The organism is Streptomyces sp. NPDC096013 (genome assembly GCF_044763565.1).
In the GTDB taxonomy this organism is placed as follows: Bacteria; Actinomycetota; Actinomycetes; order Streptomycetales; family Streptomycetaceae; genus Streptomyces.
On the sequence record NZ_JBIWGK010000007.1, the window covers coordinates 429,392 to 444,097 of the forward strand.

The following is a 14,706-nucleotide window of genomic DNA, read 5'->3' on the forward strand; positions in this document are numbered from 1 at the left end:
GCCCGGACAGGTACAGACCATTCTGTCGGCTGAGCGGTGGAACAATCCCTCCTATGGCGGAAATCATCCAGAAGGACGGCACCTGGGTCTTCGACGGCGACGCCCTGCGGCTGACTCCTGGGCGGGACAAGAACGTCGGCCTGTTCCGCAAGACCCTGGGCGAACTCGTGGTCCCGCTGGGCGCGTTGGCGGGTGTCTCCTTCGAACAGGGGCGCAGGTCCGGGCGGCTGAGGCTGCGGCTGCGCGACGGCGCCGACCCGCTGCTGCACGCCACCGGCGGCCGGCTCGCCGAGGGCGACGACCCCTACCAGCTCGCCGTCGAGTCGGACCGGTACGGCGTCGCCGAGTACTTCGTGGACGAGGTCCGCAACGCGCTGCTGCTCGACCAGGTACCGGCCGACCCGGTGGACGAGTACCTGCTGCCGGGCCCGGCCGTGCCGCTGTCGGTGTCCGCGGGCGACGGCACGGCGAGCTTCGACGGCGAGCGCGTACGGCTGGAGTGGAACTGGAAGACCGAGGACGCCAAGTCGGCGGCCGGCGCCCGCACGCTGGCCGTCACGGATCTCGTCGGTGTGGAGTGGCGCCCGTCGGCCGGTCTGGAGAACGGCTACATCCGTTTCTCGGTGCGCCACGCGCCGACCAAGGCACCGCCCAAGTACGACCCCCACTCCGTCGAGCTGTGGGGCTTCAAGAAGGACGCGCTGATGGCCCTGATCGCCGCGGCCGTCCAGGCCCGCCTTCCGCACCCGGCCGCCGAGCCGGACGTACGACCGCAACAAACCGATCCGGCAGGGCAGTTGACGGCCGCGGCGGAGGACGGTCACGACGCGCTGCTGCGGCGGCTGCGGGAACTCGGGGAGCTGCGCCGGGACGGGGTGCTCACGGACGACGAGTTCGCGATGGCCAAACAGGCGGTCCTCAAACGCATGTGAGGACCGCCCGCCGGATGAGTCGCGCCCCGCCTTCCGGGCGTAACTCGGTTTAACGCAGAGCTACTTGGCCTTGCGGGCGACCGTGAAGCGGTCGACCTCGGCGCCGGTCTCGGCGATGCCGCGGACCGTCAGGGTCGTCGTACGGCCCCTGGGGGCGGGCTCCACGTCCACGCGGAGGAACGAGTAGTTGAGGTAGCGCACGCGCGACCACCCGACCGTCTCGTTGACCTTGCCGTCCTTCGTGTTGATGAAGGCGGCGACCGAGTCGACGTCGGCGACGTGACCCTCGTAGGAGTCGGGGGCGGAGAACGCGTACAGGCTGCGGCCGGCCGCGCCCGCCGTCACGTAGACGACACCCTCGGTCTCCGGGTACGCCGTGCCACCTATCGGCAGCTTCTTGACGACCGCGTTCTTCTTGATGACGTCGGTGCGCTCGTACTGGTGGTTGTGGCCGTTGATGACCAGGTCCACCGTGTACTTCTCGAACAGCGGCACCCACTCGTCGCGCACTCCCCCCTCCGAGGAGTGCGCGGTCGAGGTGCAGTACGCGCAGTGGTGGAAGAAGATCACCACGAAGTCGATGTCCTTGGCCGCGCGGTACTTCTTGAGCTGCGCCTCCAGCCACTTGGTCTGGGTGCCGCCGGAGATGCCTAGGTTGGCCGGGATCTCGAAGGACACGTCGTTGGCGTCCAGCGAGATGACCGCCGTGTTGCCGTAGACGAAGGAGTAGACGCCCGGCAGGTTCTCCTTGTCGGGGCCGTTGTCCGGCAGGTTCCAGCGGGCGTCCTCGCCGCCGTAGCCGTTGGGCGAGTACCAGGCCTCCATGTCGTGGTTGCCGTAGGCGGGCATCCACGGCACGGACTTGGCGACCGACTCGGTCTGCGCCAGGAACTGGTCCCAGGTGCGCGAGTCGAAGCCGGTGTCGGCGGTCTTGCCGGCGCCCGCCGGGTCGGCGTAGCAGATGTCGCCGGCGTGCAGGTGGAAGGCCGGGTTCTGGCCCAGGAGAAGGCTGTTGTTGGCGAGGCCGTGGTAGCCGACGCCCTCGTCGCCGAAGGCCGTGAAGGTGAACGGCTTCTTGTGGTCGGGGGCGGTGGTGAAGGTGCCCAGCGTGCCGAGCAGGTGGGCCTCGGCCGGGTCGAAGCCCGCGTGGCCGACGCCGTAGTAGTAGGTGCGGCCCGGGCGCAGGTGGGTCAGCTTGGCGTGCAGGTAGTACTGGGTGTGGTCACCGCTCGCGCCGACGCCCGCCGGGGTGTACAGCGTGCGCACCTCGGCCTCGATCTTGCGGGAGAGGTCCCAGGGGTGCGCGCCGATCCGGACGAACGGTTTCTTCACGTTGGTCGGGACCTGCCAGGAGACCGTCACCTCCGTGCTCGGGTCGTTGCCGAAGGCGAGGTGCCGGCCGAACGGGGAGACGAGGGCCCCGTCGACCGTCGACGCGGTGGAGGCGGAGGCGTAGGTGGCGGATGCCTGGCTGGGGACGGCCGCCTGGGCGACCGCGCCCGGGACGAACACGCCACCCGCGACGGCGCCGAGCGTGACGGCACCGCCCCTGATCATCGTGCGCCGCGAGAATCTCGCGCGCAGGTATTCGTGCTGTTCCGCCATGCTCATGCGCTCGGCGAGCTCGGCGGGTACTCCCATACGAGGAATGTCCATGGCGTCTGAAACTCGTCGACATGGGCAACGGCGCGCAAGACGCAGGATGGACAGCTTACGAACAGAGCCCCATAAGACTTTCAACAGGCCGCTGCCCGATATCGGGCAGGATTCTTGCAAACCTTCCTTCGGTACCCCAGGATCAACCGGGTGCACGACGAACTCGTTGATCATCTGACGCGCTCCACGCCCCTCAACCGGGGCGAGGCGCTGCGGGTGATCCAGGACGTGCTCGCCTACTTCGACGAGACGACCGAGGAATACGTCCGTCGCCGCCACCGCGAGCTCCAGGCCCAGGGCCTGGTGAACGCGACGATCTTCGACCGGATCGAGGCGGACCTGAAATACCGGGCCGTGGCCCCGCCGGAGCTGACGCTCCGGCAGCTGCGCCGGATCGTCTACGGCTAGGAATATCCATACATGTGCGGAATTGTCGGATACATCGGCAGGCGTGACGTCGCTCCGCTTCTGCTGGAGGGTCTGCAACGGCTGGAGTACCGCGGCTACGACTCAGCGGGCATCGTCGTCACCACCCCGAAGACGGCCGGCCTGAAGATGGTCAAGGCCAAGGGCCGGGTCCGTGACCTGGAGGCCAAGGTCCCGGCGCGCTTCAAGGGCACCACCGGCATCGCCCACACCCGCTGGGCCACGCACGGCGCGCCGTCCGACGTGAACGCCCACCCGCACATGTCCGCGGACAGCAAGGTCGCCGTCGTCCACAACGGCATCATCGACAACGCGTCCGACCTCCGGAAGAAACTGGAGGCGGACGGCGTCGAGTTCCTCTCCGAGACCGACACCGAGGTCCTCACCCACCTCGTCGCCCGCTCGCAGCAGGAGAAGCTGGAGGACAAGGTCCGCGACGCGCTCCGCGTGATCGAGGGCACCTACGGCATCGCCGTCCTGCACGCCGACTTCCCCGACCGCATCGTGGTGGCTCGAAACGGCTCCCCGGTGGTCCTCGGCATCGGCGAGAAGGAGATGTTCGTCGCCTCGGACATCGCCGCACTGGTGACACACACGCGCCAGATAGTCACCCTGGACGACGGCGAGATGGCCACCCTCAAGGCCGACGACTTCCGGACATACACGACCGAGGGCACCCGCACCACGTCCGAGCCGACCACCGTCGATTGGGAGGCCGCCTCCTACGACATGGGCGGCCACGACACCTACATGCACAAGGAGATCTTCGAGCAGGCCGACGCCGTGGACCGCGTGCTGCGCGGCCGCATCGACGACCGCTTCTCCACCGTGCACCTCGGCGGCCTGAACCTGGACGCCCGCGAGGCCCGGCAGATCCGCCGCGTCAAGATCCTCGGCTGCGGCACCTCCTACCACGCGGGCATGATCGGCGCCCAGATGATCGAGGAGCTGGCCCGCATCCCCGCGGACGCCGAGCCCGCCTCCGAATTCCGCTACCGCAACGCGGTGGTCGACCCCGACACCCTCTACATCGCGGTCTCCCAGTCCGGCGAGACCTACGACGTCCTGGCGGCGGTCCAGGAGCTGAAGCGCAAGGGCGCCCGTGTCCTCGGCGTGGTGAACGTCGTCGGCTCGGCGATCGCCCGCGAGGCGGACGGCGGCATGTACGTCCACGCGGGCCCCGAGGTCTGTGTCGTCTCGACCAAGTGCTTCACCAACACCACAGTGGCGTTCGCCCTGTTGGCCCTGCACCTCGGCCGCACCCGGGACCTCTCCGTCCGCGACGGCAAGCGCATCATCGAGGGTCTGCGCAAGCTCCCGTCCCAGATCACCGAGATCCTGGACCGGGAGGAGGAGATCAAGAAGCTGGCCGCCGAGTACGCCGAGGCCCGCTCCATGCTCTTCATCGGCCGGGTCCGCGGCTACCCGGTGGCCCGCGAGGCCTCCCTGAAGCTCAAGGAGGTCTCCTACATCCACGCCGAGGCCTACCCCGCCTCGGAGCTGAAGCACGGTCCCCTCGCCCTGATCGAGCCGGCCCTGCCCACGGTCGCGATCGTCCCCGACGACGACCTCCTGGAGAAGAACCGCGCCGCCCTGGAGGAGATCAAGGCCCGCAGCGGCCGCATCCTGGCGGTGGCCCACCAGCACCAGGAAAAGGCCGACCAGACCATCGTCGTCCCCAAGAACGAGGACGAGCTGGACCCGATCCTGATGGGCATCCCCCTCCAACTCCTCGCCTACCACACGGCATTGGCCCTGGGCCGGGACATCGACAAGCCGCGGAACCTCGCGAAGTCGGTCACGGTCGAGTAGACGCCCTTTGCCTTGAGGGGCGCGGGGAACTGCGCGACAAGCCCCCACCGGCCGCAGAGGCCGACGAAACAGAATGGCCCCCCACGTGTGCCTCATCCACGCGGGGGGCCGTTCCGCTGCCGGTCAACTGGTAGCCGTCACGCCCCGACCAGCAGCCCGCCGAGGAAGCACCGTCGGCCAGTGAGCCAATGCCGCCGTCGCCGAATACCAGGCGACAGCCCCCGCGGCGACCCCGAACCACCCCCCGACCTTCCCCAGCCCGTCGTTCCCGGCGAACTGAGCGATCGCGAGCAGCACGAGCGACACGAAGAACAACCCGTAGGTCCCCTGGGTGAGTTGATCCCCGCCCGCGAGCGTCACCGAGAGCGCGACGAGGGCGAACAGGACCAGGAACAGCCCCGCCGCGTTGTCCGACGCGGAGTTGCCCGCGGAGACGGCCCAGGTGAACCAGAGCGCGCCGAACGCGGTGAACGCCGTACCACTGACCGTGTCGCCGTCGCGGAAAGCGAGCAGTCCGACGAGGAAGAGGGCAACTCCGCCCACATAGTGGGCGACTGACACGGCATCAGCCGTGGAGACGCCGTCGATGACCTTCGTGTACCCGAGGCCGAAGGCCAACAGGGTGATTCCCAGGGCGAGTCGGCCGACGATCGAGGTGGTGCTTCCCGCGGAGACGTCATTGTCCACGGCGGGCTCCCTTCGTGCAGGTGCGTTGGTGCGGTGTGACCGATATATGCCCTTCACAAGGGCACAAACACCTCTGCACAGCAGGGAATTCGGGGCCGGCCGACGAGTTCGGGCGAGGCGTCGGGGAATCCGGACGGCGCGTCAGGGAATGACGATGACCGGCCGCTGCGCCCGCTTCGCGAGCCGCCCGGCGACGGAGCCGAAGATGCGTCCGACGATGCCGTGCGTCGAGCCCACGACGATCGCGTCCGCCTCGTACTCCCGGCCCACCTCTTCGAGCTCGTGGCAGATGTCGCCGCCGCGCTCGACCAGGATCCAGGGCACCTCCGCCAGGTACTCGGCGCACGCCAGCTCCAGACCCAGCACCTCGGTGCGGTGGTCCGGCACATCGACGAAGACCGGTGGCTCGCAGCCCGCCCACACCGTGGTGGGCAGCCGGTTGGCGACATGGACGATGATCAGCCCCGAGCCGGAGCGGTGGGCCATGCCGATCGCGTAGGCGAGGGCACGCTCACTGGACATGGAGCCGTCGAAGCCGACGACCACGCCGTGCTTGAAGGCGGGATCGCAGGAATGACGTGGTTCTTCCGCCGCCAGGGGCTCGGCCGCCGTGGGATCGGCGACGGGCCGCTTGCGGTCCGCGGGTTCGAAAGCTTCGTGACCGGCCATGGATGTCTCGGCGTTTTGATCCTCTTGGGAGGGGACAACAGGATGCGGCGGAGCTGTGTCCGGGAATCATCTTCCCAACCCCATACCCCCAAGGGTACGGCGGCACTCCTCCTTCGCCCATATCCCGCACGCGCTCCGGCGGAGTTCCCCGGAGCATGCACGAGGGGGCGCCCGTAACGCAATGGTTGCTGCCCCGTACAGGCGGTTTGCACAGGATTCACTTACCGACGGGGTGCCCTACAGTGACCGACGCATCGAACACGCGTTGAACCCGGCGAGCCGCCGCCCCAGGGAGCACGCCATGCCCGGACACCGTACGACGACCTCCGAGTCACGCCCCGGCCCGGACACCGCGACCGATGTGGTGCGCTGGGCGGTCTTCAGCTGTGTCGTCGTCCCCCTGGTCCTCCTCTGGTACGGCACCTCCCTCGCCGGCGCCACGGGTACGGCACTGGGTCTCGCGGCCGTCACCGCCGCCTGCCGGGTGCTGTTGCGCCGGTCCGAGCGGAGCACCGTACGACTGCTGGCCGAAGAACAGCCCCCGCACCGGGGCCACCGGCACCGGGCCGGGGCGGGGGCGCACAGGGGCGGGCGGCGCGCCGGGGGAAGTACACCGGTCGACTGACCGGTTTCCGCGCACGCGCCCGACGCTTTTCAGCCAACTTCCGGCCACCGCGCATCTGTTGTCCGAACCACCCCCCAACCCCCGTTCCACCTGCACCGAAAGGGTCTGGGAGGGCTTGCGCACCCTACGGGGATTGGCCACTACGACGAGGCGCACTTCCCTGCACGGCCCACGAGTGCAACGCTTCGTGATCGAATGCTTCACGCCAAGTTGCCATGTCGACAATGTGCCGGTTGCCGAACTGGTCACCCCGGCACCACTGGACACAGTAGATTCGATCTTGACGTCTTACGGCGGGGGACTCGTGCAGGACCGAGGGGAAACGTGCAGGAGCGACACAACCGAGGAGCCGCGACCACCGAGGGGGGCTTAGCAGTATGAGCCACGACTCCACTGCCGCGCCGGAAGCCGCAGCCCGGAAGCTTTCCGGGCGACGCCGCAAGGAGATCGTCGCGGTGCTGCTGTTCAGCGGCGGCCCCATCTTCGAGAGTTCCATACCGCTGTCGGTGTTCGGAATCGACCGGCAGGACGCCGGAGTTCCGCGCTACCGCCTCCTTGTGTGCGGCGGCGAAGAAGGACCGCTGCGGACCACCGGGGGGCTGGAACTCACCACACCGCATGGCCTGGAAGCGATCTCACGGGCGGGCACCGTCGTCGTGCCGGCCTGGCGATCGATCACCTCGCCACCGCCGGAGGAGGCGCTCGACGCGATCCGCCGCGCGCACGAAGAAGGGGCCCGCATCGTCGGCCTGTGCACCGGCGCCTTCGTGCTGGCTGCCGCGGGCCTGCTGGACGGCCGCCCGGCGACCACCCACTGGATGTACGCGCCGACGCTGGCCAAGCGCTATCCGTCGGTGCACGTCGATCCGAGGGAGCTCTTCGTCGACGACGGGGACGTCCTGACGTCGGCCGGTACGGCGGCCGGAATCGATCTCTGTCTCCACATCGTGCGGACGGACCACGGCAACGAGGCGGCCGGCGCGCTCGCCCGGCGCCTGGTGGTCCCCCCGCGCCGAAGCGGCGGCCAGGAGCGCTACCTCGACCGGTCTTTACCGGAGGAGATCGGCGCCGACCCGCTCGCGGAGGTCGTCGCCTGGGCGCTGGAGCACCTCCACGAACAGTTCGACGTGGAGACGCTGGCGGCTCGCGCGTACATGAGCAGGCGTACGTTCGACCGCCGCTTCCGCTCGCTCACCGGGAGCGCTCCCCTGCAATGGCTGATCACGCAGCGGGTGCTCCAGGCGCAGCGTCTGCTGGAGACGTCGGACTACTCGGTGGACGAGGTCGCGGGCCGTTGCGGCTTCCGCTCGCCGGTGGCTCTGCGTGGCCATTTCCGGCGTCAGTTGGGCTCGTCGCCCGCCGCCTACCGGGCCGCGTACCGGGCCCGCAGGCCCCAGGGCGACAAGCAGGTGGACACCGACGGCGCTCCCGGCCAGCCCGGCGGTCCGGCGTCGCTGGGTCCGGCGGGGTTGCCGCCCGCGCTGCACCCGGACGGCCCGGTCCCGATGCAGTCACGGCGTACGGCGGCGAGCGCGCTGTCGGCGTCGGCGTCGGCCGGCTCGGCGGAGAACGGGCGTGAGGCGTACGCCTCCAGTCGGGCGGCGAGTCTGCCCGGCCAGCGGAGCGGCACGTAGGACCGCCACAGGCAGGACGGGACTCTCCCGGAGGTCTCCCCCAGGGGGTCTCCGGGAGTTTTCGCGTCTGCCCGGAGCACAAGGTCACCGCACGGTCGGCTCAGCCGAGCGGGACGCACCTTAAGGTTAGACACATGAACGATCGCATGGTGTGGATCGACTGCGAGATGACCGGCCTCTCGCTGTCAGACGACGCTCTCATCGAGGTGGCCGCCCTCGTCACCGACTCCGAGCTGAACGTGCTCGGCGAAGGGGTGGACATCGTCATCCGCCCGCCGGACCGGGCGCTGGAGACGATGCCGGACGTAGTACGCCAGATGCACACCGCATCCGGGCTGCTCGACGAGCTGGCGGGCGGTACGACGCCGGCCGACGCGGAGGAACAGGTCCTGGCGTACATCCGGGAGCACGTCAAGGAGCCGGGCAAGGCCCCGCTGTGCGGCAACTCGGTCGGCACCGACCGCGGTTTCCTGCTCCGTGACATGCCGACCCTGGAGGAGTACCTCCACTACCGCATCGTGGACGTGTCCTCGGTGAAGGAGCTGGCCCGCCGCTGGTACCCGCGGGCGTACTTCAACAGCCCAGAGAAGAAGGGCAACCACCGGGCCCTCGCCGACATCCGCGAATCCATCGCCGAGCTGCGCTATTACCGCGAGGCGATCTTCGTCCCGCAGCCCGGACCCGACTCGGAGACCGCCCGCACGATCGCCGCGAAGCACGTCCTGCCCACGCCGTAAAAGGCGTGCGCGAGCACCCCTTCGGACCCTGTACACTTTTTCTCGGCCGGTCGGTAAGCCTTCGAGTGAACGACCGGGCATGGTGGGTGTAGCTCAGCTGGTAGAGCACCTGGTTGTGGTCCAGGAAGTCGCGGGTTCAAGTCCCGTCACTCACCCTGAGTAATCAGCCGGTGACTCCGGAAACGGAGTCACCGGCTGATTCGTTTTCCGGCACGCACATCCCCGACCGGCGAGTGGCACGACGGCGAGGTCAGGTGGCGGCGCGCCACGCGTTCGTGAACTCCCGTACGCCCGCGAAGCGTTCGGCGGGGTCGGGGCGGGTGGCCCTTTCCAGTACGGCGAGTTGGGCCGGCGTGCCGCGCCATGCCCGTTCGCGGTCTCGGGCGTCGAGGAGCAGGCGGGCGGTGCGGGCGAGGGCGTAGACCGTCGTGCGGATGTCGATGCGGGCGCCGCGCCGCCATTCCTCGGGGGCCATGAAGCGGGCCGAGCCCGGGAGGCGGTCCTCCTGGAGGACGAAGGGGCCGGGTCGGTACTCGTCGAGGTCGATGAGGCGGAGGACGTCGGCGCCGAAGTCGTGGAGGAACGCGCCGTCGTAGAGGTCGACGGCGACCATTCCCGCGGCCTCCACCGCGAGGTGGGCGTCCAGGACGCGGTCGACCGCGCGGAGGACGGAGGTCAGCGGCAGGGCTCGGGCGGGGCCGTAGAGGGACTCGCCGGGGTGCCAGGGCATGACGGTCGCCGTGTGGTCGTCCGCGACGGTGATGCGGTGGAGCTGGGGGACGATCGCGGGATGCCGTACCGCCCGGTGGAAGGTCCAGGCGCGGTCAAGTGACTTCTGGGCGGCGGGAGTTGTCGCCTCCTTCACGAACCAGCGTTCGCCGTCCGGGAGTTGGACGCCGTAGGAGACGCAGCCGGAGTCCTGGTCGCGGAAGGCGCGGAAGAGTTCGCCCACCGTGCGGAGGTACGGCACGGTCGCGGGGATTGCGTCGACGGCCAGGAGGGGGTGGGGATCGGGCAAGGAGCGCTCCTTTCGTGGACGCCACCGGAAAGGGACAGGCACCGCGTAAGTGGAACGAGTGGACTTTTGGAGCGAGGCAACCGAGCGGTAGTGTGGGGGCATGAGCGAGACGCCGACCACCGTAGCGACGATGGGCCGCCGCGAGAGGAAGAAGGCCGCCACCCGGCAGGCGCTGGCCGACGCGGCGCTGGAGCTGTTCCTGGAGCACGGCTACGACCAGGTGAGCATCCGGGATGTCGCCGAGGCGGCGGACGTGTCCACGACGACGCTCTTCAAGCACTTCCCCAGCAAGGAGGCGCTGGTCTTCGACCTGGACGCGGACCAGGAGGCCGCCCTGGTCGCGGCGGTCCGCGACCGGGCCCCGGGGACGTCGGTCCCGCAGGCGCTGCGCGAGCAGTTGCTGGGCGCACTGCTCTTCTCCGCCGAAGGCAGCGAGCAGCTCACCACCTTCCACCAACTCGTGCGCGGCACACCGGCGTTGACCGAGTACCACCGCCGGATGTGGATGCGCCACCAGCACGCGGTGGCGGCGGCGATCGCCGAGTCCACCGGCGCCCCCGCCGACGACCCCCGCTGCGCGGCCCTGGCCCACTTCGCCCTGGAGGCCCGCACCCTCGCCGAGTCCTCCCCGGACCCGAGGGCCACGCTGGACGCGGCGTTCGACCTGCTGGAGCGGGGCTGGGACGCCGTACGGCCCGGTTAGCGGGCGGGGTCAGACCGGCCGCGCGCCCCTTGTCACGACGACGCTCTCGTCACCAACTCCGTTGCCAGGACGGCCTGTCGGCGCTCCGGGCCGCGTGCTGCCGCCGGGCGGCGGTCCGCGATCTCACCGAGCAGCAGGTCGATCATCGAGCGGCCCATCTCCTCGATCGGCTGGCGCACGCTGGTGAGCGGCGGGTCCATGTGACGGGCGATGGCCGAGTCGTCGTAGCCGACGAGGGCCACGTCGTCCGGTATCCGGCGGCCCTCCTCGCGGAGGACCTGGCGGGCGCCCGCCGCCATCACGTCCGAACCGGCGAAGACCGCGTCGACGTCGGGGCTGCGGGACAGCAGTTCCGTCATCGCGCGGCGCCCGCCCTCCTCGGTGAAGTCGCCCGGCTGGATGAGGTGTTCGTCCACTTCGTGACCCGCGTCGAGCAGTGCCGCGCGGTAGCCGTCGACGCGTCGCTGGGCACCGTAGACGTCGAGGCGGCCGGTGATGTGGGCGATGCGGGTGCGGCCCCGGGACAGGAGGTGTTCGACGGCCGACCGGGCTCCGCCGTAGTTGTCCGAGTCGACGGAGGTCAGGGGCTCGGTGGCCGACCGGGGACCGCTGATCACCGCCGGGATCTCCAGCGCGGCCAGCAGGTCGGGCAGCGGGTCGTCCGCGTGAACCGAGACGAGCAGGACGCCGTCCACCCGGTGGGCGGCCAGGTACTGGGCGAGGCGCTGCCGCTCCCGGTCGCTGCCCGCGAAGATGAGCAGCAACTGAAGCTCGGTGTCGGCCAGTTGGGTGCCGACACCCTTGAGCATGTCCGAGAAGTACGGCTCCGCGAAGAAGCGGGTCTCCGGCTCGGGGACGACCAGGGCGATCGCGTCCGTGCGGTTGGCGGCCAGCGCCCGGGCCGCCGTGTTCGGGACGTACTCGAGCTCCGCGACCGCCGCCTCGACGGCGGCGCGGGTCGCGTCGCTGACCCGGGGCGAGCCGTTGATCACCCGGGAGACCGTGCCGCGGCCCACCCCGGCACGGGCGGCGACCTCCTCCAGGGTCGGCCGTCTGCCGCCCCGGTTCCGCCCACCGCTGACCGCCATGGTCGCCGCCTTCCGTTCGCAGCTTTCAGGCCAGGAATGTAACAGCCGAGGCCCGGACGCCCCGCCTCCATCGTCCCTCGCCGGCCGCGGTCCCCGCCCACCGAGCCGTGGATCGGTACGGCGGGACACGGCAGCTGTCCGGGCGGCGCCCCTCAGACCGGGCGGCCGGGCCTCACCCGTCCTCGCCGACGGCCGGCAGCGCGTTGCCCCGGATCACCCCGGCGTACCAGTGGGCGCTCGCCTTCGGGATGCGGCGCTGGGTGGAGTAGTCGACGTAGACGGCACCGAAGCGCTTCGAATAGCCGTAGGACCATTCGAAGTTGTCGAGCAGCGACCAGAGGAAGTAGCCGCGGACATCCGCGCCGTCGGCGATGGCCCGGCGGACGGCGGCGAGGTGGGCGTGCAGGTAGGCGATGCGCTGCGGGTCGTTGACCAGGCCCTCGGGGGAGACGTAGTCGTCGAACGCGGCGCCGTTCTCCGTGACCATCAGCGGCAGCCCGGGGTGCGAGGCGGCCAGGTCGGTCAGGAGGGTGTGCAGGCCGCTGGGGTCGATCGCCCAGTTCATCGCCGTGAGCTGGTCGTTGGCGAGGTGGAAGTCGACGTTCGAGGAGCCGGTCCACGGGGAGTGGTCGCTCGCGCCGTGGCCGTCGTTCTTGGTGGTGCCGTCACCGGAGCCGGCCGAGACGACGGTCGGCGCGTAGTAGTTGACGCCGAGCACGTCGATGGGCCGGGAGATCTCGGCCAGGTCGCCGTCCCGCACCAGTTCCGTCCAGTCGACGAGGTGCGCGGTGTCGGCGAGCAGGTCCTCGGGGTAGGCACCGTCCAGCAGCGGGCCGGTGAAGATCCGGTTGCCGACCGCGTCGATACGGCGGGCTGCCTCCGCGTCCTCGGGGCTGCCGGTGAGCGCGCGCACCTGGTGCAGGTTGAGGGTGATGGAGGTCTGCGCGGAGGCCGGCAGGACCTCGCGCAGCGCCCCGACCGCCAGGCCGTGACCCAGGTTGAGGTGGTGCGCGGCGCGCAAGGTGGCCGCCGGGTCGGTGCGGCCGGGAGCGTGCACGCCGGAGCCGTAGCCCAGGAACGCGCTGCACCAGGGCTCGTTGAGGGTGGTCCACAGGCCGACGCGGTCGCCCAGGGTCCGGCCCATGATCTCGGCGTACTCGGCGAAGCGGTGCGCGGTGTCCCGCTGCGGCCAGCCGCCCGCGTCCTCCAGCTCCTGGGGCAGGTCCCAGTGGTAGAGGGTGGCGACGGGGGTGATGCCGGCCGCGAGGAGTTCGTCGGCGAGCCGGCGGTAGAAGTCGAGTCCGCGCTCCACGGCGGGCCCTCGGCCGGTGGGCTGGACCCGGGACCAGGAGATGGAGAACCGGTACGCCTTCAGGCCGAGGTCCTTCATCAGGGCCACGTCGTCGCGGTACCGGTGGTAATGGTCGGCGGCGATGTCACCGGTGTCGCCGTTGCGCACCTTTCCCGGGGTGTGGCTGAAGGTGTCCCAGATGGAGGGGGTCCGGCCGTCCTCCGCGGCGGCGCCCTCCACCTGGTAGGCGGCGGTGGCGGCACCCCAGACGAAGCCCGGGGGGAAGGAAAGGGCGGCGGCCGGTTCGGCCTTGGTCTCATGTCGTACGGCGGTCATGTGAGCGCTCCCGAAGTGGAGTGAGTAAAAGCCGGACGGGGGTCCGGCGGTGAGGGGAAGCGGACGGGGCACGGCGGCGGGCGCCCGGCCGGGTACGGCCCGCGCGCGGCGGGCCGTACGGAAGGGGGGACTGGGCCTGCGCGAAAGGCGGTTGGCAGCCCGGCGTCAGCCCTTGACGGCGCCCGCCATGATGCCTCCGATGATCTGCTTGCCGAAGATCACGAACACCAGGAGCAGCGGGAGGGTGCTGATCAGCGCACCGGCCATGACGATGCTCTGGTCGGGGGTGTAGGAGGCGCTGAGCTGGCCGAGCGCGACCTGGATGGTGGGGTTGTCCTGGTTCAGCGCGAGGAAGGGCCAGAAGAAGTCGTTCCACGCCTGCACGAAGGTGAGCATCCCGAGCACCATCATCGCGGGGCGGGCGGCGGGCAGGACCACGTTCCACACGATGCGGATGTTGGTCGCGCCGTCCACCTTGGCCGCTTCGATGAGTTCGTAGGGCAGCGCCTCCAGCAGGTACTGGCGCATGAAGAAGACACCGAAGGCGCCGACCAGGGTCGGGAAGATCACCGACTCCAGTTTTCCGCCCCAGCCGATGTTCGCCATCATCATGAACAGCGGTACGACGCTGAGCTGGGGCGGGATCGTCAGGGTCGCGATGACCGCGGTCATCAGGGCGCCCCGGCCGCGGAAGCGCATCTTGGCGAAGGCGTACCCGGCGAGGGTGCAGAAGAACAGCGTGGCCGCGGTGATGGAGCCGGCCACGACGACGGTGTTGACGATGGCCTTCCCCAGGTGGGCCTGGTCCCAGGCCGCCTGGAGGTTGGTCCACAGCCGGCCGCCCGGCAGGAGCGGCGGCGGGCTGTCGAGGACCCGCTGCTGGTCGTGCGAGGCGGCCACCAGTGTCCAGTACAGCGGGAACACCGAGCCGAGGCCGACGATGATCAGGGCCGCGTAGGTGAACGGGCCGCCCTTGAGCTGCTGGCCGGCGCCGATCTTGAAGCGGCGGCGGCCGGGGCCGGGGGTGACGGGAAGCGGCGCCGGATCGAGGTCCGGCGCGGTCGGGGTGGTGCTGGTCGTGGTCATCGATAT

Annotated in this window: 14 protein-coding genes and 1 tRNA gene; 8 read left to right on the forward strand and 7 right to left on the reverse strand. The window is 70.2% G+C overall.

The genetic code is table 11. The features are described from left to right. Positions 1-53 precede the first annotated feature (53 nt). Positions 54-932, forward strand: a complete 879-nt coding sequence (locus tag ACIRB1_RS25445; protein ID WP_403467087.1) for a DUF4429 domain-containing protein — start codon at positions 54-56, stop codon at positions 930-932. Positions 933-992: 60 nt separating this feature from the next. Here the strand turns inward: ACIRB1_RS25445 and ACIRB1_RS25450 are convergent, their stop codons facing one another. Beyond that, complete coding sequence (locus tag ACIRB1_RS25450) at positions 993-2,573, reverse strand: fibronectin type III domain-containing protein (RefSeq protein ID WP_403467088.1); 1,581 nt, start codon at positions 2,571-2,573, stop codon at positions 993-995. A 165-nt stretch (positions 2,574-2,738) separates the two neighbouring features. Here ACIRB1_RS25450 and ACIRB1_RS25455 point away from each other — a divergent pair, with 165 nt between their 5' ends. After that, positions 2,739-2,996: a hypothetical protein gene (locus tag ACIRB1_RS25455; RefSeq protein WP_352184416.1), complete on the forward strand. Its 258-nt coding sequence runs from the start codon at positions 2,739-2,741 to the stop codon at positions 2,994-2,996. Between the two features lie 12 nt (positions 2,997-3,008). Beyond that, the gene (gene glmS, locus ACIRB1_RS25460; protein ID WP_403467089.1) at positions 3,009-4,826 is read left to right on the forward strand and encodes a glutamine--fructose-6-phosphate transaminase (isomerizing); all 1,818 of its coding nucleotides are present in this window, start codon (positions 3,009-3,011) and stop codon (positions 4,824-4,826) included. Positions 4,827-4,949: 123 nt separating this feature from the next. On the opposite strand, the gene ACIRB1_RS25465 is transcribed toward glmS, so the two are convergent. Together ACIRB1_RS25465 and ACIRB1_RS25470 are read right to left on the reverse strand one after the other, a co-directional pair. Further along, positions 4,950-5,513, reverse strand: a complete 564-nt coding sequence (locus ACIRB1_RS25465) for a GPR1/FUN34/YaaH family transporter (RefSeq protein WP_403467090.1) — start codon at positions 5,511-5,513, stop codon at positions 4,950-4,952. A 141-nt stretch (positions 5,514-5,654) separates the two neighbouring features. Next, a complete protein-coding gene (locus tag ACIRB1_RS25470; RefSeq protein ID WP_352184413.1) occupies positions 5,655-6,182 on the reverse strand; it encodes a universal stress protein in 528 nt (175 codons plus the stop codon). 301 nt (positions 6,183-6,483) lie between these two features. Between ACIRB1_RS25470 and ACIRB1_RS25475 the strand changes: the two genes are divergently transcribed. The 4 genes from ACIRB1_RS25475 to ACIRB1_RS25490 all read left to right on the forward strand — a co-directional run bounded on the left by ACIRB1_RS25475 (position 6,484) and on the right by ACIRB1_RS25490 (position 9,333). Further along, on the forward strand, positions 6,484-6,807 hold the full coding sequence (locus ACIRB1_RS25475; RefSeq protein WP_403467091.1) for a hypothetical protein: 324 nt from the start codon (positions 6,484-6,486) through the stop codon (positions 6,805-6,807). 377 nt (positions 6,808-7,184) lie between these two features. Further along, positions 7,185-8,441, forward strand: coding sequence for a helix-turn-helix domain-containing protein (locus ACIRB1_RS25480; RefSeq protein WP_352184411.1), 1,257 nt, complete (start codon positions 7,185-7,187; stop codon positions 8,439-8,441). Positions 8,442-8,575: 134 nt separating this feature from the next. Further along, positions 8,576-9,178, forward strand: a complete 603-nt coding sequence (orn, locus tag ACIRB1_RS25485; RefSeq protein WP_352184410.1) for an oligoribonuclease — start codon at positions 8,576-8,578, stop codon at positions 9,176-9,178. 82 nt (positions 9,179-9,260) lie between these two features. Beyond that, a tRNA-His gene (locus ACIRB1_RS25490) sits at positions 9,261-9,333 on the forward strand. A 95-nt stretch (positions 9,334-9,428) separates the two neighbouring features. Here the strand turns inward: ACIRB1_RS25490 and ACIRB1_RS25495 are convergent. Next, the gene (locus ACIRB1_RS25495; RefSeq protein WP_403467092.1) at positions 9,429-10,196 is read right to left on the reverse strand and encodes a serine/threonine protein kinase; all 768 of its coding nucleotides are present in this window, start codon (positions 10,194-10,196) and stop codon (positions 9,429-9,431) included. A 130-nt stretch (positions 10,197-10,326) separates the two neighbouring features. Here ACIRB1_RS25495 and ACIRB1_RS25500 point away from each other — a divergent pair, with 130 nt between their 5' ends. Then, entirely contained in the window at positions 10,327-10,899 is a 573-nt protein-coding gene (locus ACIRB1_RS25500; protein WP_403467158.1) for a TetR/AcrR family transcriptional regulator, read from the forward strand. A 32-nt stretch (positions 10,900-10,931) separates the two neighbouring features. Here ACIRB1_RS25500 and ACIRB1_RS25505 read toward each other — a convergent pair whose 3' ends face one another. The 3 genes from ACIRB1_RS25505 to ACIRB1_RS25515 all read right to left on the reverse strand — a co-directional run bounded on the left by ACIRB1_RS25505 (position 10,932) and on the right by ACIRB1_RS25515 (position 14,700). After that, positions 10,932-11,987 (reverse strand): LacI family DNA-binding transcriptional regulator, encoded by a 1,056-nt coding sequence (locus ACIRB1_RS25505; RefSeq protein WP_352184407.1) that lies wholly within the window; start codon positions 11,985-11,987, stop codon positions 10,932-10,934. 172 nt (positions 11,988-12,159) lie between these two features. Next, positions 12,160-13,614, reverse strand: a complete 1,455-nt coding sequence (locus ACIRB1_RS25510) for a GH1 family beta-glucosidase (protein ID WP_403467093.1) — start codon at positions 13,612-13,614, stop codon at positions 12,160-12,162. A gap of 165 nt (positions 13,615-13,779) precedes the next feature. Further along, on the reverse strand, positions 13,780-14,700 hold the full coding sequence (locus tag ACIRB1_RS25515) for a carbohydrate ABC transporter permease (RefSeq protein WP_352184405.1): 921 nt from the start codon (positions 14,698-14,700) through the stop codon (positions 13,780-13,782). Positions 14,701-14,706: the final 6 nt, after the last annotated feature.